This is a genomic window from Pseudomonas sp. 25 R 14 (genome assembly GCF_900004755.1).
Classification (GTDB): Bacteria; Pseudomonadota; Gammaproteobacteria; order Pseudomonadales; family Pseudomonadaceae; genus Aquipseudomonas; species Aquipseudomonas brenneri.
Map to the genome: position 1 here is coordinate 56015 of NZ_CVTS01000065.1, position 20102 is coordinate 76116.

The window sequence follows — 20102 nt, forward strand, 5'->3', positions numbered from 1 at the left end:
AAGACGCGACATTTAGTGTCAATATCGCGCCTTCCCCTATTTCGTCGCCCCGTGCGGCTTTCGCCGCAGGTCTCGCCCGTTGTCACAATAAACAAGGCTTTGAGTATCTGCGGTCTGTTGCAAAAAGGTAGTTAATGATGAGCGCAAGGCACTTTCTCTCCCTGATGGATTGCACGCCCGAAGAGCTGGTCAGCGTGATCCGTCGAGGCATTGAGCTTAAAGACCTGCGTAATCGCGGCGTACTGTTCGAGCCTTTGAAAAACCGCGTACTCGGGATGATTTTCGAGAAGTCGTCCACCCGTACCCGCCTGTCCTTCGAAGCCGGCATGATCCAGCTCGGCGGCCAGGCCATCTTTCTGTCGCCACGGGACACCCAACTGGGCCGTGGCGAGCCGATCAGCGATTGCGCCATCGTCATGTCGCGCATGCTCGACGCGGTGATGATCCGTACCTTCGCCCACAGCACGCTCACCGAATTTGCCGCCAACTCGCGGGTACCGGTGATCAACGGGCTGTCCGATGACCTGCACCCGTGCCAGTTGCTGGCCGATATGCAGACGTTCCTCGAACATCGCGGCTCGATCCAGGGCAAGACCGTGGCCTGGATCGGCGATGGCAACAACATGTGCAACAGCTATATAGAAGCGGCGATCCAGTTCGACTTCCATCTGCGCATTGCCTGCCCTGTGGGCTATGAGCCCAGCGCCGAATTCCTGGCCAAGGCCGACGCCCGCGTGCAAATTGTGCGTGACCCGAAAGACGCCGTGATCGGCGCGCACCTGGTGAGCACCGACGTCTGGACCTCCATGGGCCAGGAAGACGAAACCGCCAAGCGCCTGGCCCTGTTTGCGCCTTATCAGGTCACCCGTGAATTGCTCGACCTCGCCGCGCCAGATGTGCTGTTCATGCACTGCCTGCCGGCGCATCGCGGTGAAGAAATCAGCCTCGACCTGTTGGACGACCCGCGCTCCGTCGCCTGGGACCAGGCAGAAAACCGCCTGCACGCCCAGAAGGCCTTGCTGGAGTTCCTGGTCCCACCGGCGTACCACCACGCATGAGCCAGCCACTTCTGCTGAACCTGCGCAATCTGGCATGCGGCTATCAGGACCAACGGGTGGTGCAGAACCTCAATCTGCACCTCAACGCAGGTGATATCGGCTGCCTGCTGGGCTCCTCGGGCTGTGGCAAGACCACCACCCTGCGGGCAATTGCCGGGTTCGAGCCGGTGCACGAAGGCGAAATCAACCTGGCCGGCGAAGTCATCTCCAGTGCAGGGTTTACCCTGGCTCCGGAGAAACGTCGCATTGGCATGGTGTTCCAGGACTACGCACTGTTTCCCCATCTCAGCGTGGCCGACAACATCGGCTTCGGTATCCGCAAACACCCGCACAAAGAGCGCGTGGTTAGTGAGCTGCTGGAGCTGGTCAACCTGAAGAACCTGGGCAAACGCTTCCCCCACGAACTGTCTGGCGGGCAGCAGCAACGCGTGGCCCTGGCCCGTGCATTGGCGCCGGAACCGCAATTACTGTTGCTCGACGAGCCCTTCTCCAACCTCGACGGCGAACTGCGGCGCAAGCTCAGCCATGAAGTGCGGGACATCCTGAAGGCCCGTGGCACCAGTGCGATCCTGGTGACCCATGACCAGGAAGAAGCCTTTGCCGTGAGTGACCATGTAGGCGTGTTCAAGGAGGGCCGCCTGGAGCAGTGGGATACGCCCTACAACCTCTATCACGAACCGCTGACACCTTATGTCGCGAGCTTTATTGGCCAGGGCTATTTCATCCGTGGGCAGTTGATTACGCCGGAGTCGGTCACCACTGAACTGGGTGAGTTGCGCGGTAATCGTGCCTACACCTGGCCGGCCGGCTGTGCAGTGGACGTGTTGCTGCGCCCGGATGACATCGTTTACGCACCGGACAGCGCGCTGAAAGCACAGATCGTCGGCAAGACCTTCCTGGGTGCCTCGACCTTGTACCGCCTGCAGTTGCCGACCGGGGCCCAGCTAGAGTCGATCTTCCCCAGCCATGCCGATCATCAGGTGGGTGTACAGGTCGGGATTCGCGTGGCGGCCGAACACCTGGTGCTGTTCCAGGCCTCGGGGAGCACGGCGGCGCAGATTCCGCAGGTGGAGTCCGGTGTGCGGCGCTATAGCACTGCCAGCTGAAGCAACCAAATCCAAAATGTGAGAGCAGGCTTGTGTGGGAGCGGGCTTGCTCGCGATAGCGGTAGATCAGCCAATATAGAGGTTGACTGACCCACCGCTTTCGCGAGCAAGCCCGCTCCCACATTTAGATTGCCGATACCTTCGAAGTTGACGTCAGGCCCGGCCAATCGGCGCAAATTTACCCTGGGTGTGCTCTGCCAGCACTGCTGCTCCCAACTCTACCTCCAGCCCTCTCCTGCCGGCGCTGACAAAAATTGTCGCAAAAGGCTGGGCACTCACATCGATGAACGTGCGCAAGCGTTTCTTCTGCCCCAACGGGCTGATCCCGCCCAACAAATAACCGGTAGAACGCTGCGCCGCAGCCGGGTCGGCCATCTCGACTTTCTTGACGCCTGCTGCGTGAGCCAGGGCCTTCAAATCCAGACTTCCGACGACTGGCACCACCGCCACCAATAACTCACCTTTTTCGCTACTGGCGAGCAAGGTCTTGAACACCTGCGCCGGGTCAAGGCTCAACTTTTCCGCGGCCTCCAGGCCATAAGAGGCGGCCTTGGGGTCATGTTCATAACTGTGGATACGATGTTCGGCGCGAACTTTCTTCAACAAGTCCAATGCGGGTGTCATGGAGGCTCCAGGCTTGGGGAAAACGTGGCAAAGCAGACCGCCGATTCTAGGACAAACCCAGGCAAAACGCTCTAGTGCAGGGCGCCGTGCGGCGAATCCGCGCAGAGCCTGACCCCGCTTGCCGCCCATTCATTTGTCGTGCTGTCGCGATCATTCATCACACTAATAGTTAGAAAATGACCGACCGTTCACTTTCGACCTTTGACAGCAGTGTTTCTTGTCTATATTTTTTCGTTTCCGAATACCGTACGAATCTTCCTGCAGTAATCGAGCAGTAAGCCACAAACAGGATGGGGATCCTGTCCATGGTGAAAATCGCGCCTTGTCCGTTGTGACAACGCGCCAGACAAGAAAAAAAACCGAGGTTTTCAATGACAACTGCTCTTCAACAGCCTTCACTTTCAAGCCAATGCATGGCCGAGTTCCTCGGCACCGCGCTGCTGATCTTCTTCGGCACCGGCTGCGTCGCTGCGCTCAAGGTCGCGGGTGCCAGCTTTGGCTTGTGGGAAATCAGCATCATCTGGGGGATCGGCGTGAGCATGGCGATCTACCTGAGCGCCGGCATTTCCGGGGCTCATCTCAATCCAGCCGTCAGTATCGCGCTGTGCATTTTTGCCGACTTCGACAAACGCAAACTGCCCTTCTATATCATCGCCCAGGTCGCCGGCGCCTTTTGTTCCGCCGCGTTGGTTTACACGCTCTACAGCAACCTGCTTTTCGATTACGAACAAACCCACCAGATGGTCCGTGGCTCCGCAGCCAGCCTGGAGTTGGCCTCGGTGTTCTCCACCTACCCTCACGCCTTGCTGAATACAGCCCAGGCGTTTCTGGTGGAAATGGTCATCACCGCCATCCTCATGGGCGTGATCATGGCCCTGACCGATGACAATAATGGCCTGCCCCGCGGCCCCCTGGCCCCGCTGCTGATCGGTCTGTTGATCGCCGTCATCGGCAGCGCCATGGGCCCTTTGACTGGGTTTGCGATGAACCCGGCCCGTGATTTCGGCCCCAAACTGATGACCTTTTTCGCCGGTTGGGGTGAAATGGCCTTCACTGGCGGGCGCGACATTCCGTACTTCCTGATTCCGATCTTTGCACCGATTGTCGGTGCCTGCCTCGGCGCTGCGGCCTATCGCGGGCTGATTGCCCGCCACTTGCCCAACGCCGCACCTGCTACAACTGATGCAGCCGACACCGCCGCCAGCGGTAATACCCGAACATCCTGATAGCGGTAGCCTGAGCCCTCCTGCCCTTTGCGGCCCAGGCTACTCACCCACTCCCTTTTTCCGTCCAAGGCAATCGACATGACCGACACAGAGAATAAGAACTACATCATTGCCCTTGATCAGGGCACCACCAGTTCACGGGCGATCATCTTTGATCGTGACGCCAACGTGGTGTGCACCGCCCAACGTGAATTCGTCCAGCACTACCCGCAAGCCGGCTGGGTCGAGCATGACCCGATGGAAATCTTCGCCACCCAGAGCGCCGTGATGGTCGAGGCCCTGGCGCAAGCCGGCCTGCACCACGATCAGGTCGCCGCCATCGGCATCACCAACCAGCGTGAAACCACGGTGGTCTGGGACAAGATCACCGGCCGCCCGATCTATAACGCCATCGTCTGGCAATGCCGCCGCAGCACCGAGATCTGCCAGCAGCTCAAGCGCGACGGCCACGAGCAATACATCAGCGACACCACCGGCCTGGTCACCGACCCGTACTTCTCCGGCACCAAGTTGAAGTGGATCCTCGATAACGTCGAAGGCAGCCGTGAACGCGCGCGCAATGGCGAGCTGCTGTTCGGCACCATCGACAGCTGGCTGATCTGGAAATTTACCGGTGGCAAGACCCACGTCACCGACTACACCAACGCCTCGCGCACCATGCTCTTCAACATCCACACCCTGGAGTGGGACGCGAAGATGCTGGAGGTGCTGGATATCCCACGGGAAATGCTGCCAGAAGTTAAATCCTCCTCGGAAATCTATGGCCGTACCAAAAGCGGGATTGCCATCGGCGGTATCGCTGGTGACCAGCAAGCCGCCCTGTTCGGCCAGATGTGCGTCGAGCCGGGCCAGGCGAAAAACACCTACGGCACCGGCTGCTTCCTGCTGATGAACACCGGCGACAAGGCAGTCAAATCCAAGCACGGCATGCTCACCACCATCGCTTGCGGCCCCCGTGGCGAAGTGGCCTATGCCCTCGAAGGCGCTGTCTTCAACGGCGGCTCCACCGTGCAATGGCTGCGTGACGAGCTGAAGATCATCAACGATGCCCACGACACCGAATACTTCGCCAACAAGGTCAAGGACAGCAACGGCGTGTACCTGGTACCGGCCTTCACTGGCCTGGGCGCGCCGTACTGGGACCCGTATGCCCGTGGCGCGCTGTTCGGCCTGACCCGTGGCGTACGCGTGGATCACATCATTCGTGCAGCCCTGGAGTCGATTGCCTACCAGACTCGCGACGTGCTCGACGCCATGCAGCAGGATTCCGGTGAACGCCTCAAATCCCTACGGGTAGACGGCGGCGCAGTGGCCAACAACTTCCTGATGCAGTTCCAGGCCGACATCCTTGGCACCCAGGTCGAACGACCGCAAATGCGCGAAACCACTGCATTGGGCGCCGCTTACCTGGCCGGCCTGGCCTGTGGTTTCTGGGGCAGCCTGGAAGAACTGCGTGGCAAGGCGGTGATCGAGCGTGAATTCGAACCGCAACTGGACGAGCCAGCCAAAGAAAAACTCTACGCCGGCTGGAAAAAAGCGGTCAGCCGCACCCGCGACTGGGAACCCCACGAAGGCGCCGAATAAGCCAAGCGCCGGACCCACTTAGGGTTGTAACTGGCAGGGAGCAGATTCCTGCGTCATCATGGGCCACTTTTTTGTACGGCAGCCCAAAGGACGCCCCATGAATCTGCCTCCCCGTCAGCAGCAAATCCTCGAACTGGTCCGCGAACGCGGCTACGTCAGCATCGAGGAAATGGCGCAGCTGTTCGTTGTCACCCCGCAAACCATCCGCCGCGATATCAATCAACTGGCAGATGCCAACCTGCTACGGCGCTACCACGGCGGCGCGGCCTATGACTCCAGTGTCGAAAACACCGAGTACGCCATGCGTGCCGACCAGATGCGCGATGAAAAACAGCGTATCGGCGAAGCCATTGCCGCACAGATCCCCGATCACGCCTCGCTGTTCATCAATATCGGCACCACCACCGAATCCATCGCCCGGGCGCTGCTCAACCACAGCCACCTGAAAATCATCACCAACAACCTCAACGTCGCCATGATGCTCAGCGCCAAGGACGACTTCGATGTGCTGCTGACCGGCGGCAATGTGCGCCGTGACGGCGGTGTGGTAGGCCAGGCCAGCGTGGACTTCATCAACCAGTTCAAGGTCGACTTTGCCCTGGTAGGTATCAGCGGCATTGATGAGGACGGCAGCCTGCTGGACTTCGACTACCAGGAAGTGCGGGTTTCCCAGGCGATCATTGCCAATGCGCGCAAGGTGATCCTGGCGGCGGACTCCAGCAAATTCGGGCGCAATGCCATGATTCGCCTGGGGCCGATCAGTTTGATTGATTGCCTGGTCACCGATCAGCCGCCGGTGCCGGCGCTGGTGCAGTTGCTCAATCAGCATAAGATTCGCCTGGAAGTCGTCTGATCTATCCCTGAGATCTCTGGCGCCTGGACCACCGTCATCGCGGGCAAGCCCGCTCCCACAGGTTGATCGCATTCCAACTGTGGGAGCGGGCTTGCCCGCGATGGCTGCCTGTAGGGCAACAACTCTCTTGAGCCAGCACCCGGCTCAATGTTCACAAATTTTCCTTTTTCGGCCCTTCGATGAGTTTTTTCAATCGAAGTCGACTGGCTGCGCCTGCGTTTATGAGCTACCATTTTCGCAAATGAACATTAATGTTCGAATTCCAATATTAAAAATACATCGTGAGGCCCGCCGATGCCCCTTTCTACCTTGCCTGCTCCACCCCTAGCCGAAGTCTATGACGTCGCCGTTATTGGCGGTGGGATCAATGGCGTGGGCATCGCGGCAGACGCGGCCGGTCGCGACCTGTCGGTTTTCCTTTGCGAAAAGGACGACCTGGCCAGCCACACTTCGTCCGCCAGCAGCAAGCTGATCCACGGCGGCCTGCGCTATCTTGAACATTACGAATTCCGCCTGGTGCGCGAAGCCCTGGCAGAGCGCGAAGTGCTGCTGGCCAAGGCCCCGCACATCGTCAAGCAGATGCGCTTTGTGCTGCCCCATCGCCCGCACCTGCGCCCGGCCTGGATGATTCGCGCCGGCCTGTTCCTGTATGACCACCTCGGCAAACGCGAAAAACTCGCCGGCTCCAAAAGCCTGAAGTTCGGCGCCGACAGCCCGCTGAAAAGCACAATCACCAAAGGCTTCGAATACTCCGACTGCTGGGTGGATGACGCGCGCCTGGTAGTGCTCAATGCCATGGCAGCCCGGGAAAAAGGTGCACATATCCACACCCAGACCCGTTGCGTCAGCGCCCGTCGCAGCAAGGGCCTGTGGCATCTGCACCTGGAACGTGCCGATGGCAGCCTGTTCTCGATCCGCGCCAAGGCGCTGGTGAACGCTGCCGGCCCGTGGGTAGCCAAGTTCATCAAGGATGACCTGAAGCTGGATTCGCCCTACGGCATCCGCCTGATCCAGGGCAGCCACCTGATCGTGCCGAAACTGTACGAAGGTGCCCACGCGCACATCCTGCAGAACGAAGACGGGCGCATCGTCTTCACCATTCCGTACCTCAATCACCTGACCATCATCGGTACCACCGACCGTGAGTACACCGGCGATCCGGCAAAAGTGGCGATTACCGAAGGTGAAACGGACTACATGCTCAATGTGGTCAATGCCCACTTCAAGCAGCAGTTGAGCCGCGACGACATCGTGCACACCTATTCCGGCGTGCGCCCGCTGTGCAACGACGAATCCGACAACCCGTCGGCCATTACCCGCGACTACACCCTGGCGCTGTCGGGCACGGGCGAAGAAGCGCCGATCCTGTCGGTGTTCGGCGGCAAGCTGACCACCTACCGCAAATTGGCCGAATCGGCACTGGCGCAACTGGCCCCGTACTTCCCACATATCAAGCCAAGCTGGACCGCCAAGGCCAGCCTGCCCGGCGGCGAAGACATGACCACACCAGAAGCCCTGGCCACGGATATTCGCAGCAAGTTCGAGTGGATCCCCAGCGAAATCGCCCGGCGCTGGTCGACGACCTATGGCAGCCGCACCTGGCGCCTGCTTGAAGGCGTGCAATCGCTGGAAGACATGGGTGAGCACCTGGGCGGTGGCCTCTACACCCGGGAAGTCGACTACCTGTGCGCCGAGGAATGGGCGACCCAGGCCTACGACATCCTGTGGCGCCGCACCAAACTCGGGCTGTTCACCACCCCCGAAGAGCAGGAGAACCTGCAGCGCTACCTGATCAAGGTCGAGCAGAACCGCAGCAAGATCGAAGCGGCCTGATTAACGAAGCCCCTGCACCGGAAGGTCCAGGGGTTTTTTATGGCCGTCTTAATGTGAAATGCGATCAATGTGGGAGCTGGCTTGCCTGCGATGGCGGACTGACTGATGACAATCGACGGTAAGCCAACACCTATGGATTCGGTTTTCCGAACACGCTGCTGTCGCCGATTCGGTTTGCCGGACTTAAACATCGATTAAACAGCGTCACATAAAGTTAATAACCATATAAATCATATAGTTAGACTTTTATTAACGGTCTGGCACGACTCATGCTCTACACTTGGTACGTGTTTGCCTGAGATGCTTCAGGAGCCGTCACAGGCATTCGCTGTATCGAAAGAGCCGTCCAGGCTTCATAAAAAAAACAAATGTCGAGGAAGTATTGATGCGTATCGTTCCCCATATTTTGGGCGCAGCTATCGCTGCCGCTCTGATTAGCACTCCAGTTTTTGCCGCTGAGCTCACCGGCACCCTGAAGAAAATCAAAGAGTCGGGCACCATCACCCTGGGCCACCGCGACGCCTCCATCCCGTTCTCCTACATCGCAGACGGCTCGGGCAAGCCAGTGGGCTACTCCCACGACATTCAACTGGCCATCGTCAAGGCTGTCGAGAAAGACCTCGGCATGAAAGAAGGCGAGCTGAAGGTCAAATACAACCTGGTCACCTCGCAAACCCGTATCCCGCTGGTGCAGAACGGCACCGTGGACGTTGAATGTGGTTCCACCACCAACAACGTCGAGCGTCAGCAGCAAGTCGACTTCTCCGTCGGCATCTTCGAAATCGGTACCCGTCTGCTGTCCAAAAAGGACTCGACCTACAAGGATTTCGCTGACCTCAAGGGCAAGAACGTCGTAACCACCGCCGGTACCACCTCCGAGCGCATCCTCAAGTCCATGAACGCTGACAAGCAAATGGGCATGAACGTCATCTCCGCCAAGGACCACGGTGAATCCTTCCAGATGCTGGAAAGCGGCCGTGCCGTTGCCTTCATGATGGACGACGCACTGCTGGCCGGTGAAATGGCCAAGGCCAAGAAGCCAACCGACTGGGCCGTGACCGGCACCCCACAATCCTTCGAAATCTACGGCTGCATGGTTCGCAAAGGCGATGCCCCGTTCAAGAAGGCTGTGGATGACGCCATCGTCGCTACCTACAAGTCCGGCGAAATCAACAACATCTACACCAAGTGGTTCAGCTCGCCGATCCCACCAAAAGGCCTGAACCTGATGTTCCCGATGAGCGACGAACTCAAGGCCCTGATCGCCAACCCGACTGACAAAGCGGCTGACGACAAAACGGCTGAAAAAAAGTCCTGATTCCGAACTAACCTTATCCCCTGAGGGAGCCAACCCTCCCTCAGGTGCCTGTTACTACCTGCTGGCATTATTTGGAACACTCGACCTGGCGGTTTCCGAGCCGATCGCGTGTGCCTGACGTTCACCGTCAGGCGGGAATGGATTTTCCCCAAGCGGGTGCTTGTACATCGATCGATTTCGGGGGAGACCCTAATGAATTACAACTGGGACTGGGGCGTATTCTTCAAGTCCACCGGCGTGGGCAGCGAGACCTATCTCGACTGGTTCATCTCCGGTTTGGGCTGGACCATCGCCATCGCCATCGTGGCCTGGATCGTCGCCTTGCTGCTGGGCTCGATGCTAGGCGTGATGCGTACGATGCCTAACCGCCTCGTGGCCGGCATCGCGACCTGCTATGTAGAACTTTTTCGTAACGTGCCACTGCTGGTTCAGCTGTTCATCTGGTACTTCCTGGTACCCGACCTGCTGCCGCAGAACCTGCAGGACTGGTACAAACAAGACTTGAACCCGACCACCTCGGCCTACCTGAGCGTTGTCGTGTGCCTGGGCCTGTTCACCGCCGCCCGCGTATGTGAACAAGTGCGTACCGGCATCCAGGCGCTGCCCCGTGGCCAGGAAGCCGCCGCGCGCGCCATGGGCTTCAGCCTGTCGCAGATCTACTGGAACGTGCTGCTGCCCCAGGCCTACCGGATCATCATTCCGCCGCTTACCTCGGAGTTCCTCAACGTCTTCAAGAACTCCTCCGTGGCGTCCTTGATCGGCCTGATGGAACTGTTGGCGCAAACCAAGCAGACCGCCGAATTCTCGGCCAACCTGTTCGAAGCCTTCACCCTGGCCACGCTGATCTACTTCACCCTGAACATGAGCCTGATGCTGCTGATGCGCCTGGTCGAGAAGAAAGTCGCAGTGCCCGGCCTGATTTCCGTGGGGGGTAAATAATGGAATTCGATTTCAGCGGCATTATCCCGGCCATCCCCGGCCTGTGGAACGGCATGGTCATGACCTTGAAGCTGATGGTCATGGGCGTGGTCGGCGGCATCATCCTCGGCACCATCCTGGCGTTGATGCGCCTGTCCTCCAGCAAACTGCTGTCGCGCGTGGCTGGCGCCTATGTGAACTACTTCCGCTCGATCCCGCTGCTGCTGGTGATCACCTGGTTCTACCTGGCGGTGCCGTTCGTATTGCGCTGGATCACCGGCGAAGACACGCCAATCGGTGCATTCACCTCCTGCGTCGTAGCGTTCATGATGTTCGAGGCGGCGTACTTCTGCGAAATCGTGCGGGCCGGCGTACAGTCGATCCCCAAGGGCCAGATGGCTGCAGCACAAGCGATGGGCATGACCTACGGCCAGACCATGCGCCTGATCATCCTGCCCCAGGCGTTCCGCAAGATGACCCCGCTGCTGTTGCAGCAGAGCATCATCCTGTTCCAGGACACCTCGCTGGTCTACACCGTGGGCCTGGTGGACTTCCTCAATGCTTCGCGCGCCAATGGCGACATCATCGGGCGTTCCAATGAGTTCCTGATCTTCGCCGGTGTCGTCTACTTCATCATCAGCTTTGCCGCCTCGCTGCTGGTCAAGCGTCTGCAAAAAAGGTTTGCCGTATGATCTCTATCAAGAATATCAACAAGTGGTATGGCGACTTCCAGGTGCTGACCGATTGCAGCACTGATGTCAAAAAAGGCGAAGTGATCGTGGTGTGCGGGCCGTCCGGCTCGGGCAAATCCACCCTGATCAAGTGCGTCAACGCCCTGGAACCGTTCCAGAAAGGTGACGTTGTGGTCGACGGCACCTCGATTGCCGACCCGAAGACCAACCTGCCAAAACTGCGCTCGCGCGTCGGTATGGTGTTCCAGCACTTCGAACTGTTCCCGCACATGACCATCATCAAGAACCTGACCGTCGCGCAGGTGAAAGTGTTGGGTCGCAGCGAAGAAGAGGCCAAGAAGAAAGGCCTGCAATTGCTGGAACGTGTGGGTCTGTCGGCGCACAAGGACAAGCACCCGGGCCAACTGTCCGGCGGCCAGCAGCAGCGCGTGGCGATTGCCCGTGCACTGGCCATGGACCCGATCGTCATGCTGTTCGACGAACCGACCTCGGCCCTGGACCCGGAAATGGTCAACGAAGTACTGGACGTGATGGTGCAACTGGCCCAGGAAGGCATGACCATGATGTGCGTGACCCACGAAATGGGCTTCGCCCGTAAAGTGGCCGACCGCGTGATCTTCATGGACGCCGGCAAGATCATCGAAGACTGCCCCAAAGAGGAGTTCTTCGGTGATATCAGCGCCCGTTCCGAACGTGCGCAGCACTTCCTCGAAAAAATCCTGCAGCACTAAAAAAGCCGCAACTCGCTCCTCTGCTGTAGGAGCGAGCTTGCTCGCGAAAAACTCAAGGGCACCGCGTTCATTCAGGATGCACGCGTCATCGTTGGCGTTTTTCGCGAGCAAGCTCGCTCCTACAAGGAGCAGGCAAGCTGTAGCTGACCCAAGGCATCTGTGATGAAATGCGACCCCACCCTCTATCGCGCCGCGCCGCCATCCCTTGCCGTGAAGCCTCGTCTGATTCGCCAGTTGTTCCTGCCGCCCCTGATCATCCTGTTGATGATCGGCCTGGGCTTTATCGGCTTCTGGACCAGCGAACACTACGGGATTCGCACCCTGGGCGAGAACGGCGAGCGCCAATTGGAGTTGCATGCGCGCACGGTCGAGAGTGAGATCAGCAAGTACACCTACCTGCCCAGCCTGCTGGAACTGGAATCCAGCGTCTCCAAACTGCTGGCCGACCCGAGCCCGGAACACCGGCAAACGGTCAACGAATACCTCGAAGGCCTGAACCGGCGCAGCCGCAGTCGGGCCATTTATGTGATGGACACCACCGGCCGGGTAATGGCCACCAGTAACTGGCGCGATGTCGACAGTTACCTGGGGGAAGACCTGTCGTTCCGCGCCTATTTCCAGAATGCCGTGCGTGGCCAGCCGGGCCGATTCTATGGGATCGGCAGCACCAATGGCGAACCCGGCTACTACCTGGCCCATGGCCTTGAGGAGCGCGGCAAGATCATTGGTGTCGCAGTGGTCAAGGTGCGCCTGGAAGCGCTGGAAGAACGCTGGCAGCGCGCGCGCCTGGAAGCCTTTGTCAGCGATGAGAACGGCATCATCATCCTCTCCAGCGACCCGGCACGCCGGCTCAAGGCCGTGCGCCCACTGAGCGACGACACCAAGGAGCGCCTGGCCCGCAGCCTGCAATATTACTGGGCGACCCTCAACGAACTGCAACCCCTGGCCCGTGAACACCTTACTGCAGGCAGCGAAAAACTGACTTTCCCGGCCAACAGTGAAGTGGTGGCCGACGAGCAGGAAGTCACCTACCTGGCCCAGACCCGGCCGCTGAACGACACACCGTGGAACTTCACCCTGCTCACCCCGCTCAACGACCTGCGCCAGGCCGCGATCAACCAGGGCATCCTCGTCGCGGTGGCCTTTGCCCTGGTGGCGTTCCTGCTGATTGCCTGGAATGAGCGGCGCAAGGTCATCGCCACGCGCCTGGCCGCCCGCGAAGCCTTGCAGGAAGCCAATAACCAGTTGGAACGGCGGATCGCCGAACGCACCACTGACCTGCGTGCCAGCAACGAACGGCTCAAGGCGCAGATCCGCGAACGACGCCAGGCCGAAGAGACCCTGCGCCGTGCCCAGGACGAGTTGGTCCAGGCCGGCAAGTTAGCGGCCATTGGCCAGATGTCCACCAGCATCGCCCATGAACTGAACCAGCCCCTGGCCGCCCTGCGCACCTTGTCCGGCAATACCGTGCGCTTCCTGGAGCGCGGGGCACTGGAGACCGCCAGCACCAACCTCAAGACCATCAACGAACTGATCGACCGCATGGGCCGCATCACCGCCAGCCTGCGCTCGTTTGCCCGGCGCGGTGACGATCAGGGCGAGGCCAGCCTGGGCAAGGCCGTGGACGCGGCGTTCCAGGTCCTGGGCAGCCGCCTCGACAGCCTGCCACTGACCGTACACCGCGGCTTCAGCCAGGCCATGTTGCAGATCGACCAGACCCGCCTGGAACAAATCCTGGTCAACCTGATCGGCAACGCCCTGGATGCGATGCATGCCCAGCCCGCTCCCGAGCTGTGGCTGGAAAGTGAGATCAGCGACGGCAAATACCGCCTGCGGGTGCGCGATAACGGGCATGGCATCGCCCCCGAAACCCGCAAGCATCTGTTCGAACCTTTTTTCACCACCAAACCCGGCGAGCAAGGGTTGGGCCTGGGCCTGACCCTGTCGGCCAGCCTTGCGGCGGCCACCGGCGGCAACCTGGCCGTCGAACATCCGGCCGTTGGTGGTACAGCCTTTGTCCTGAGCCTGCCCCTGGCAGGCCATCAACCCGGCGAATCGACATGAACAGCCAACCCAACACCGAACTCACCGTGCTGATCGTCGAAGACGATCCCCATGTGTTGCTCGGCTGCCAGCAAGCCCTCGCCCTGGAAGACATCCCCAGCGTCGGCGTGGCCAGTGCCGAAGAGGCCCTCAAGCGCGTCGGCGAAAATTTCGCCGGCATTGTGATCAGTGATATCCGCCTGCCCGGCATCGACGGCCTGGAGCTGTTGACCCGCCTCAAGGCCCTGGATAAAAGCCTGCCGGTGGTGCTGATCACCGGCCATGGCGATATATCCATGGCCGTGGGTGCGATGCGCAATGGCGCCTATGACTTCATGGAGAAACCTTTTTCTCCGGAGCGCCTGGTGGACGTGGTGCGCCGCGCCCTCGAACAGCGCGGCCTGGCCCGCGAAGTCTGGGCGCTGCGCCGGCAACTGGCCGAGCGTGACTCGTTGGAAGGCCGGATCATCGGCCGCTCGCCGGCGATGCAGAACCTGCGCGAATTGATCGCCAACGTCGCCGACACCTCGGCCAACGTGCTGATCGAAGGCGAGACCGGCACCGGCAAGGAACTGGTCGCCCGCTGCCTGCACGACTTCAGCCGCCGCCATGCCCACCAGTTCGTCGCCCTGAACTGCGGCGGCCTGCCGGAAAACCTGTTTGAAAGCGAGATTTTCGGTCACGAAGCCAACGCCTTCACCGGTGCCGGCAAACGGCGTATCGGCAAGATCGAACATGCCCATGAAGGCACGCTGTTCCTCGACGAAGTGGAAAGCATGCCGATGAACCTGCAGATCAAACTGCTGCGGGTCCTGCAGGAGCGCACCCTGGAGCGCCTGGGCTCGAACCAGAGCGTGGCGGTGGATTGCCGGGTGATCGCCGCCACCAAGTCCGACCTCGACGAGTTGAGCCGTGCCAGCCAGTTCCGCAGCGACTTGTACTACCGCCTGAACGTGGTGACCCTGGAGCTGCCGCCGCTGCGCGAGCGCCGTGAAGACATCCTGCAACTGTTCGAACACTTCCTGCAGCAATCGTCCCTGCGTTTCGACCGCATCGCGCCAGAGCTGGACAACCAGACCCTGTCCAGCCTGATGAGCCACGACTGGCCCGGCAACGTGCGTGAACTACGCAACGTCGCCGAACGGTTTGCCCTGGGCCTGCCGGCCTTCAAGAAAAGCGGCACCAGTGCCGGCAACCATGGCCTGGCCTTTACCGAGGCAGTGGAAGCCTTTGAACGTAACCTGCTCAGCGACGCCCTGCAACGCAGCGGCGGCAACCTGACCCAGGCCAGCCTGGAACTGGGCATGGCCAAGACCACCTTGTTCGACAAGGTCAAGAAATACGGCCTGAGCCACTAAGGAGTCGCACATGGACTTAGTCTTCAAGGCTGCCCTGGGTGCAGCCGTGGTGTTGATCCTGGCGATGCTGGCCAAGACCAAGAATTACTACATTGCCGGGCTGGTGCCACTGTTTCCAACCTTCGCGCTGATTGCCCACTACATCGTCGGCAAGGGCCGCTCGGTGGACGACCTGAAGACCACCATTGTGTTCGGCATGTGGTCGATCATTCCGTACTTTGTGTACCTGGCGACGTTGTATGTGATGGTCGACCGCATGCGCCTGGAGGCCTCGCTGGCAGTCGCCGCAGTAGCCTGGCTGATGGCGGCGACGGTGCTGGTCAGCGTCTGGGTACGCATCCACGCCTGATTCACCTCAATCAAATGTGGGAGCGGGCAAGCCCGCTCCCACATTTTGATCAGTGTTTCAGCGCACGATCTTGTCGATCTGGATCCCGAGCTTTTTCAGGCGATACCAGAAGCTGCGCTCGGAGATCCCGATCCTCGTCGCCGCTGCCGCCTGCACGCCATTGCTCTCTTGCAACGCCGCCAGAATGTACGCCTTCTCCACCTCTGCCAACGCCGCATCCAGGTCCTGGGGCACGCCCGGGCCTTCACTGAGGATCGTCGTCACATCGCCCGCCGTCGGTTGGGACGCGAACAGATAGGCTGGCAAGTCGATATCTTCAATCACCGGGCTGGCTGCCACGATGGTCGCGCGCTCCACACAGTTTTGCAGCTCGCGGATATTGCCCGGCCAGTTGTAGGCGGCCATGGCCTGCAAGGCGTCGGCGCTGAAGCCCGTGATGCGTTTACCGGCATTGGCGCTCAGGCTGCGGGCAAAGTGCCGGGCCAGCGGGGCGATGTCTTCGACGCGCTCGCGCAACGCCGGCAACGGGATCGGGAAGACGTTGAGGCGATAGTAAAGGTCTTCGCGAAACTCCTTGTTCGCCACCGCGTCCAGCAGGTTCTTATTGGTCGCGGCGATCACTCGCACATCGACTTTACGCTCGCGGGGATCGCCCACCGGCTCGATCACCCGCTCCTGCAAGGCGCGCAGGATCTTGGCCTGCAACGCCAGGGGCATATCGCCCACTTCATCGAGAAACAGCGTGCCCTTGTCGGCCTGCATGAAACGCCCTACCCGGTCGGCCACGGCGCCGGTAAAGGCGCCCTTGCGATGGCCAAACATCTCGCTTTCCAGCAAACCTTCGGGGATCGCGGCGCAGTTGACCGCCACAAAGGGTTTGTCGGCACGGTTGCCATGTTTGTGAATGGCGCGGGCGACCATTTCCTTGCCGGTGCCGCTTTCACCGGTCAGTAGAATGGTCGCGTTGCTTTCGCGTACCGAATCCACCGCCTGCAGCACTCGCCGGAACGCCGGACTGTCGCCCACCAGACTGTCGAATTGCGCATGCTCGTCGAGCTCGGCACGCAACCGTGCGTTGTCGCGCATGATGTCGCGAAACTGCAAGGCCTTGGCCACGGTGATGTCCAGCTCGTCGATGTCGAAGGGCTTGGCAATGTAGTCGTAGGCACCGTTGCGCATCGACTGTACGGCATTCTTCACTGTGCTGTAGGCCGTCATCACGATCACTGGCAACTGCGGGTAACGCACCTTGATCTCAGCCAGGAGCTGCGGGCCGTCCATGCCGGGCATGCGCCAGTCGCTGATCACCAGGTCGATATCTTCCTGCTCCAACACCTTGAGGGCATGCAGGCCATTGCCGGCGATAAACACCTGGATATCGTTCTGGCTCAGGGCCGACGCCAGCAAATCGCAGAGTTTGGGCTCGTCGTCGACCACCAATATGTTATGCGTCATGACTGTCCTCGTCGTCGCCGTCATCTTCACCGTTGGCCGGAATGTACAGGCTGAAGGTCGCGCCGGCATCCTTCTCACTGGTGCATTCGATGCGGCCGTCGTGACTTTCCATGATCGAATAGACTTTCGCCAGGCCAAGGCCCGTGCCCGAGGCCTTGGTGGTGACGAAGGGGGTAAAGATCCGCTCGATCATCTCTGCCGGAATGCCCTGCCCGCTGTCGCTGACACTGATCACCGTGGATTGATCGACGCGGCTGATGCTTAACGTCAGGCGCCCGCCCTGGGGCATGGCGTCGATGGCGTTGAGAATCAGATTCAGGCACGCCTGCTTGAATTGCTTGGCGTCCACATAGAGAGTCGCGCCAGGCGCCTGGTCGTCGAGGTGCGCGTCGATGGCGTGGCTCGCCAGCTCCGGCGCGCAGAACCCCAGGATCTCTTCCACCAGCGGCCGCGCCAGTTGCTGGCTGCGCAGTGGCTCGCTGGGTTTGGCGAAGTCGAGAAAGTCAGTGATCAGGTCATTGATCCGGCTGACTTCGCTGACCACGTATTCCAGGTGGCGCTTGTCAGTCTCCGGCAGGTCCGTGCGGCGGTGCAGCAGTTGCGTCGCGGTCTTGATAATGCCCAGTGGGTTGCGGATTTCATGGGCCAGGCCCATCGCCACTTCGCCCAGGGCATGCAGGCGGTCGCGCCGACGCAGTTGGGCTTCGAGGTGATGCAACTCGCCCAGGCGCTCGGTCATATGGTTGAAGGTGCTGCTCAGTTGCGCCAGCTCGTCGCCGCCGGTGACGGCCACGCGGTGTTGGTAGTTGCCGCTGATCACCGCACTCACGCCCTGGGACAACTCACGCAGCGGCCGGGTCAGGTGCCGGGAGACCAGCACGCCGGCCCCCAGGGACAAGGCGGAACTGAGCAGGAAGATCAGCACGAACAGATTGCTCTGGTTCACCAGCCCCACCAGGCTGGTGTGGCGCAGCAGGCCGCTGAAGATCACACCCTGCAACTCGCCGGTGTCATTGAAGATCGGCCAGTACAGGCCACTGTAGTTGCTGGTGAATTGCTCGCTAGGCTGCTTGGTGCTGCGCAGCAGGGTTTCGACGGATTTGGGCACGCGGGTCGGGTGGTCTTCAAAGCGCTGGGTCGAGAAAATCTCCGAGAAACCGTCGGTATTGGCCAGGTACAGGCGCAAGTCCAGGGAGTGCACCTCGGCGACACTGGTGAGGAAGCTGCTGTCCAGGTACGTGCCCACCAGCAGTTCATAATCGACGCCATCCTGACTGGTCTCGAACGAGGAAATCACGGCCCCGGTGGCCACGCCGCCGACCTGCACGGTTTGCAATACAGCATTGGGTGCGAGGCTGATTTGTTTCACCACATCATCGCCCACAGTGCTGAACATCACTTTGCTGTCACTGCTGCGAATCAGCGTGACCACGTCAATATCTGTGGCGCTGGCAATGTCTGCGATCAAACGGTCATGACGCATCGCTTCATGGGTGGAAGGCGGACGCACATAACGCAGGAAGATCTGCGCCACGCGGGCGTTGTCGTGCAGGATGTCGCTGACTTCGTCCTTGACGATACGGGTCGATTCTTGCAGCCAGATGCGCACGTTACTGTCGAAAATCTGCGACAAGGTGGTGGCCGCCAGTTCAGCGGCAATCATCGTCGGGATCACCGTCACCAGCCAGAACGCCAACACCAGCTTGCGCTGCAGGCTCCAGCGGGAAATGGCAAACGGGCGGGCTTTCTGGCGGGTTTTGGCAATCATCGGGTTTCGCTTATTGCAGCAGCCATGGCAGGGTCGGATCGATCCGGGCGAATAAACACTTTTACCACTTTGAGCAGGGTGTCGAGCAGGCGGTTGCGGTGCTGGAAGAACAGCGTATTGCCGGCGAACTCACAACCCAGGCGCAGCTTACTGGCATAACCGGCCTGCCCGCACTCATACAACGCAATTTTGTGCTCGATGCAGTAGTCGACGTTGGTCAGCCAACTGCGAAAGTACAGGTTGTGTTCGCGGCTGTGGGCCAGGTCGTGGGCAAAGAACTTGTCGATCAGCCGGTGCTGGTCGAGCAGGACCAGGTTGAACGCCACCAGTTGCTCGTCCACCCAGTAAAGTACACACAGCGCCCGTTGATCAAGCTGGGCGAGCACCTGGCTGAAATAACCGGCGGGCAAACGTTCGAACTGCAGGTCGGCACGGGCCAGGGTCGCTTCGTAGAGACGCATGATCTGGGGCAATACGTCATCGACATTGCGCCGCCACTCCACCCGCGGGCCCGACGCGCGCAGCTTGCGCCGCAAATCCTTGCGCGTGGATTTTCCCAGGGAACCCAGGTAGGCATCCACCGAGCCGTAGGGCAGCGGCAGTAGCCCAGTAGGCAAGCTCGGCATGCTGTGCAGGCCGGCGGCCTTGCAACTATCGGCCCAGTCCTGATCCCGGGTCGGAGCATCCTTGACCGCCAGCAGGCCGATGCCGAATGCATCGGCATCCCGGCGCGCAGCGGCCAGCAGTTGCGCCAGCAGGGCAGCACGTCGTGCAGCCGGCACATGGCTGGCGACACCGGCATGGCATTGCTCGGCCACTGGCGAACCGATGGCGTACAGGCCCAGGCGCAATGCACCGGGCCACCAGCGTTCCAGGCGTTGGGTGAAGCGTTTGCCAATGCCCGAGACGGTGGTGTCGAGGCGGTAATGGGTGATGAACGCCGGCGCGACGGCCAGCAGTTGCCCGTTTTCGTAGAGGGCCAGATAGCGCCATTGGAAATCGTCGATGGCGGCGTTTTCCACGGCGACGTAGTAGTCCCAATCTTCCAATGCCAGGGGAAAGCAGTCGTTCCAGGCACTGCGGTCGATGGCTTGGATGGTTGAATAGGCTTTAGTGCTGATCACAGCGTTTCCTTAATCTAAAAACACCGCGTAAACCGGGCCACATGCGTCCATCGCCGGCAAAC

The 20102-nt window shown here is 60.4% G+C and carries 17 protein-coding genes; 13 read left to right on the plus strand and 4 right to left on the minus strand.

The features are described from left to right. Positions 1-137: 137 nt before the first annotated feature. Together argF and BFQ03_RS23570 are read left to right on the plus strand one after the other, a co-directional pair. Complete coding sequence (argF, locus tag BFQ03_RS23565; protein ID WP_065942645.1) at positions 138-1058, plus strand: ornithine carbamoyltransferase; 921 nt, start codon at positions 138-140, stop codon at positions 1056-1058. Next, a complete protein-coding gene (locus BFQ03_RS23570) occupies positions 1055-2164 on the plus strand; it encodes an ABC transporter ATP-binding protein (RefSeq protein WP_032858450.1) in 1110 nt (369 codons plus the stop codon). The genes argF and BFQ03_RS23570 overlap by 4 nt, the downstream gene beginning before the upstream one ends. A gap of 153 nt (positions 2165-2317) precedes the next feature. Here the strand turns inward: BFQ03_RS23570 and ybaK are convergent, their stop codons facing one another. Continuing rightward, positions 2318-2788: a Cys-tRNA(Pro) deacylase gene (gene ybaK, locus BFQ03_RS23575; RefSeq protein WP_032859903.1), complete on the minus strand. Its 471-nt coding sequence runs from the start codon at positions 2786-2788 to the stop codon at positions 2318-2320. Between the two features lie 371 nt (positions 2789-3159). Between ybaK and BFQ03_RS23580 the strand changes: the two genes are divergently transcribed. The 11 genes from BFQ03_RS23580 (at position 3160) to BFQ03_RS23630 (ending at position 15693) form a co-directional block, all read left to right on the plus strand. Continuing rightward, positions 3160-4014 carry an MIP/aquaporin family protein gene (locus BFQ03_RS23580; RefSeq protein ID WP_065942644.1) on the plus strand — a complete coding sequence of 285 codons (855 nt, stop codon included), beginning with the start codon at positions 3160-3162 and terminating at the stop codon, positions 4012-4014. Positions 4015-4092: 78 nt separating this feature from the next. Further along, positions 4093-5598: a glycerol kinase GlpK gene (glpK, locus tag BFQ03_RS23585; protein WP_065942643.1), complete on the plus strand. Its 1506-nt coding sequence runs from the start codon at positions 4093-4095 to the stop codon at positions 5596-5598. Positions 5599-5695: 97 nt separating this feature from the next. Further along, positions 5696-6451 carry a DeoR/GlpR family transcriptional regulator gene (locus BFQ03_RS23590; RefSeq protein WP_032859906.1) on the plus strand — a complete coding sequence of 252 codons (756 nt, stop codon included), beginning with the start codon at positions 5696-5698 and terminating at the stop codon, positions 6449-6451. Positions 6452-6745: 294 nt separating this feature from the next. Next, complete coding sequence (gene glpD, locus BFQ03_RS23595) at positions 6746-8284, plus strand: glycerol-3-phosphate dehydrogenase (protein ID WP_065942642.1); 1539 nt, start codon at positions 6746-6748, stop codon at positions 8282-8284. 385 nt (positions 8285-8669) lie between these two features. After that, entirely contained in the window at positions 8670-9602 is a 933-nt protein-coding gene (locus BFQ03_RS23600; protein WP_029295166.1) for a glutamate/aspartate ABC transporter substrate-binding protein, read from the plus strand. A gap of 192 nt (positions 9603-9794) precedes the next feature. After that, positions 9795-10541 carry an amino acid ABC transporter permease gene (locus BFQ03_RS23605; RefSeq protein WP_032859908.1) on the plus strand — a complete coding sequence of 249 codons (747 nt, stop codon included), beginning with the start codon at positions 9795-9797 and terminating at the stop codon, positions 10539-10541. Continuing rightward, entirely contained in the window at positions 10541-11212 is a 672-nt protein-coding gene (locus BFQ03_RS23610; RefSeq protein WP_032859909.1) for an amino acid ABC transporter permease, read from the plus strand. Before BFQ03_RS23605 ends, BFQ03_RS23610 begins: the two co-directional genes overlap by 1 nt. After that, positions 11209-11943, plus strand: a complete 735-nt coding sequence (locus BFQ03_RS23615; protein WP_032859910.1) for an amino acid ABC transporter ATP-binding protein — start codon at positions 11209-11211, stop codon at positions 11941-11943. Before BFQ03_RS23610 ends, BFQ03_RS23615 begins: the two co-directional genes overlap by 4 nt. A gap of 162 nt (positions 11944-12105) precedes the next feature. After that, complete coding sequence (locus tag BFQ03_RS23620) at positions 12106-14007, plus strand: two-component sensor histidine kinase AauS (protein WP_032859911.1); 1902 nt, start codon at positions 12106-12108, stop codon at positions 14005-14007. Next, positions 14004-15344 carry a two-component response regulator AauR gene (locus BFQ03_RS23625; RefSeq protein ID WP_032859912.1) on the plus strand — a complete coding sequence of 447 codons (1341 nt, stop codon included), beginning with the start codon at positions 14004-14006 and terminating at the stop codon, positions 15342-15344. The genes BFQ03_RS23620 and BFQ03_RS23625 overlap by 4 nt, the downstream gene beginning before the upstream one ends. A 10-nt stretch (positions 15345-15354) precedes the next feature. Then, positions 15355-15693, plus strand: coding sequence for a GlpM family protein (locus BFQ03_RS23630; protein ID WP_032859913.1), 339 nt, complete (start codon positions 15355-15357; stop codon positions 15691-15693). A 57-nt stretch (positions 15694-15750) separates the two neighbouring features. Here BFQ03_RS23630 and BFQ03_RS23635 read toward each other — a convergent pair whose 3' ends face one another. Genes BFQ03_RS23635 through BFQ03_RS23645 form a run of 3 tightly spaced genes read right to left on the minus strand, consistent with a single transcriptional unit; the run spans position 15751 to position 20040 of the window. Beyond that, entirely contained in the window at positions 15751-17148 is a 1398-nt protein-coding gene (locus BFQ03_RS23635) for a sigma-54-dependent transcriptional regulator (RefSeq protein WP_032859914.1), read from the minus strand. Continuing rightward, the gene (locus BFQ03_RS23640) at positions 17138-18916 is read right to left on the minus strand and encodes a sensor histidine kinase (protein WP_032859915.1); all 1779 of its coding nucleotides are present in this window, start codon (positions 18914-18916) and stop codon (positions 17138-17140) included. Before BFQ03_RS23640 ends, BFQ03_RS23635 begins: the two co-directional genes overlap by 11 nt. After that, positions 18913-20040, minus strand: coding sequence for a GNAT family N-acetyltransferase (locus BFQ03_RS23645; RefSeq protein ID WP_065944149.1), 1128 nt, complete (start codon positions 20038-20040; stop codon positions 18913-18915). Before BFQ03_RS23645 ends, BFQ03_RS23640 begins: the two co-directional genes overlap by 4 nt. Positions 20041-20102 lie beyond the last annotated feature (62 nt).

Bases quoted from the DNA above. Each gene is read 5' to 3' on its own strand.
- argF (WP_065942645.1), top strand. From the start codon at position 138: ATGAGCGCAAGGCACTTTCTCTCCCTGATGGATTGCACGCCCGAAGAG.
- BFQ03_RS23570 (WP_032858450.1), top strand. From the start codon at position 1,055: ATGAGCCAGCCACTTCTGCTGAACCTGCGCAATCTGGCATGCGGCTAT.
- ybaK (WP_032859903.1), bottom strand. From the start codon at position 2,788: ATGACACCCGCATTGGACTTGTTGAAGAAAGTTCGCGCCGAACATCGT.
- BFQ03_RS23580 (WP_065942644.1), top strand. From the start codon at position 3,160: ATGACAACTGCTCTTCAACAGCCTTCACTTTCAAGCCAATGCATGGCC.
- glpK (WP_065942643.1), top strand. From the start codon at position 4,093: ATGACCGACACAGAGAATAAGAACTACATCATTGCCCTTGATCAGGGC.
- BFQ03_RS23590 (WP_032859906.1), top strand. From the start codon at position 5,696: ATGAATCTGCCTCCCCGTCAGCAGCAAATCCTCGAACTGGTCCGCGAA.
- glpD (WP_065942642.1), top strand. From the start codon at position 6,746: ATGCCCCTTTCTACCTTGCCTGCTCCACCCCTAGCCGAAGTCTATGAC.
- BFQ03_RS23600 (WP_029295166.1), top strand. From the start codon at position 8,670: ATGCGTATCGTTCCCCATATTTTGGGCGCAGCTATCGCTGCCGCTCTG.
- BFQ03_RS23605 (WP_032859908.1), top strand. From the start codon at position 9,795: ATGAATTACAACTGGGACTGGGGCGTATTCTTCAAGTCCACCGGCGTG.
- BFQ03_RS23610 (WP_032859909.1), top strand. From the start codon at position 10,541: ATGGAATTCGATTTCAGCGGCATTATCCCGGCCATCCCCGGCCTGTGG.
- BFQ03_RS23615 (WP_032859910.1), top strand. From the start codon at position 11,209: ATGATCTCTATCAAGAATATCAACAAGTGGTATGGCGACTTCCAGGTG.
- BFQ03_RS23620 (WP_032859911.1), top strand. From the start codon at position 12,106: ATGAAATGCGACCCCACCCTCTATCGCGCCGCGCCGCCATCCCTTGCC.
- BFQ03_RS23625 (WP_032859912.1), top strand. From the start codon at position 14,004: ATGAACAGCCAACCCAACACCGAACTCACCGTGCTGATCGTCGAAGAC.
- BFQ03_RS23630 (WP_032859913.1), top strand. From the start codon at position 15,355: ATGGACTTAGTCTTCAAGGCTGCCCTGGGTGCAGCCGTGGTGTTGATC.
- BFQ03_RS23635 (WP_032859914.1), bottom strand. From the start codon at position 17,148: ATGACGCATAACATATTGGTGGTCGACGACGAGCCCAAACTCTGCGAT.
- BFQ03_RS23640 (WP_032859915.1), bottom strand. From the start codon at position 18,916: ATGATTGCCAAAACCCGCCAGAAAGCCCGCCCGTTTGCCATTTCCCGC.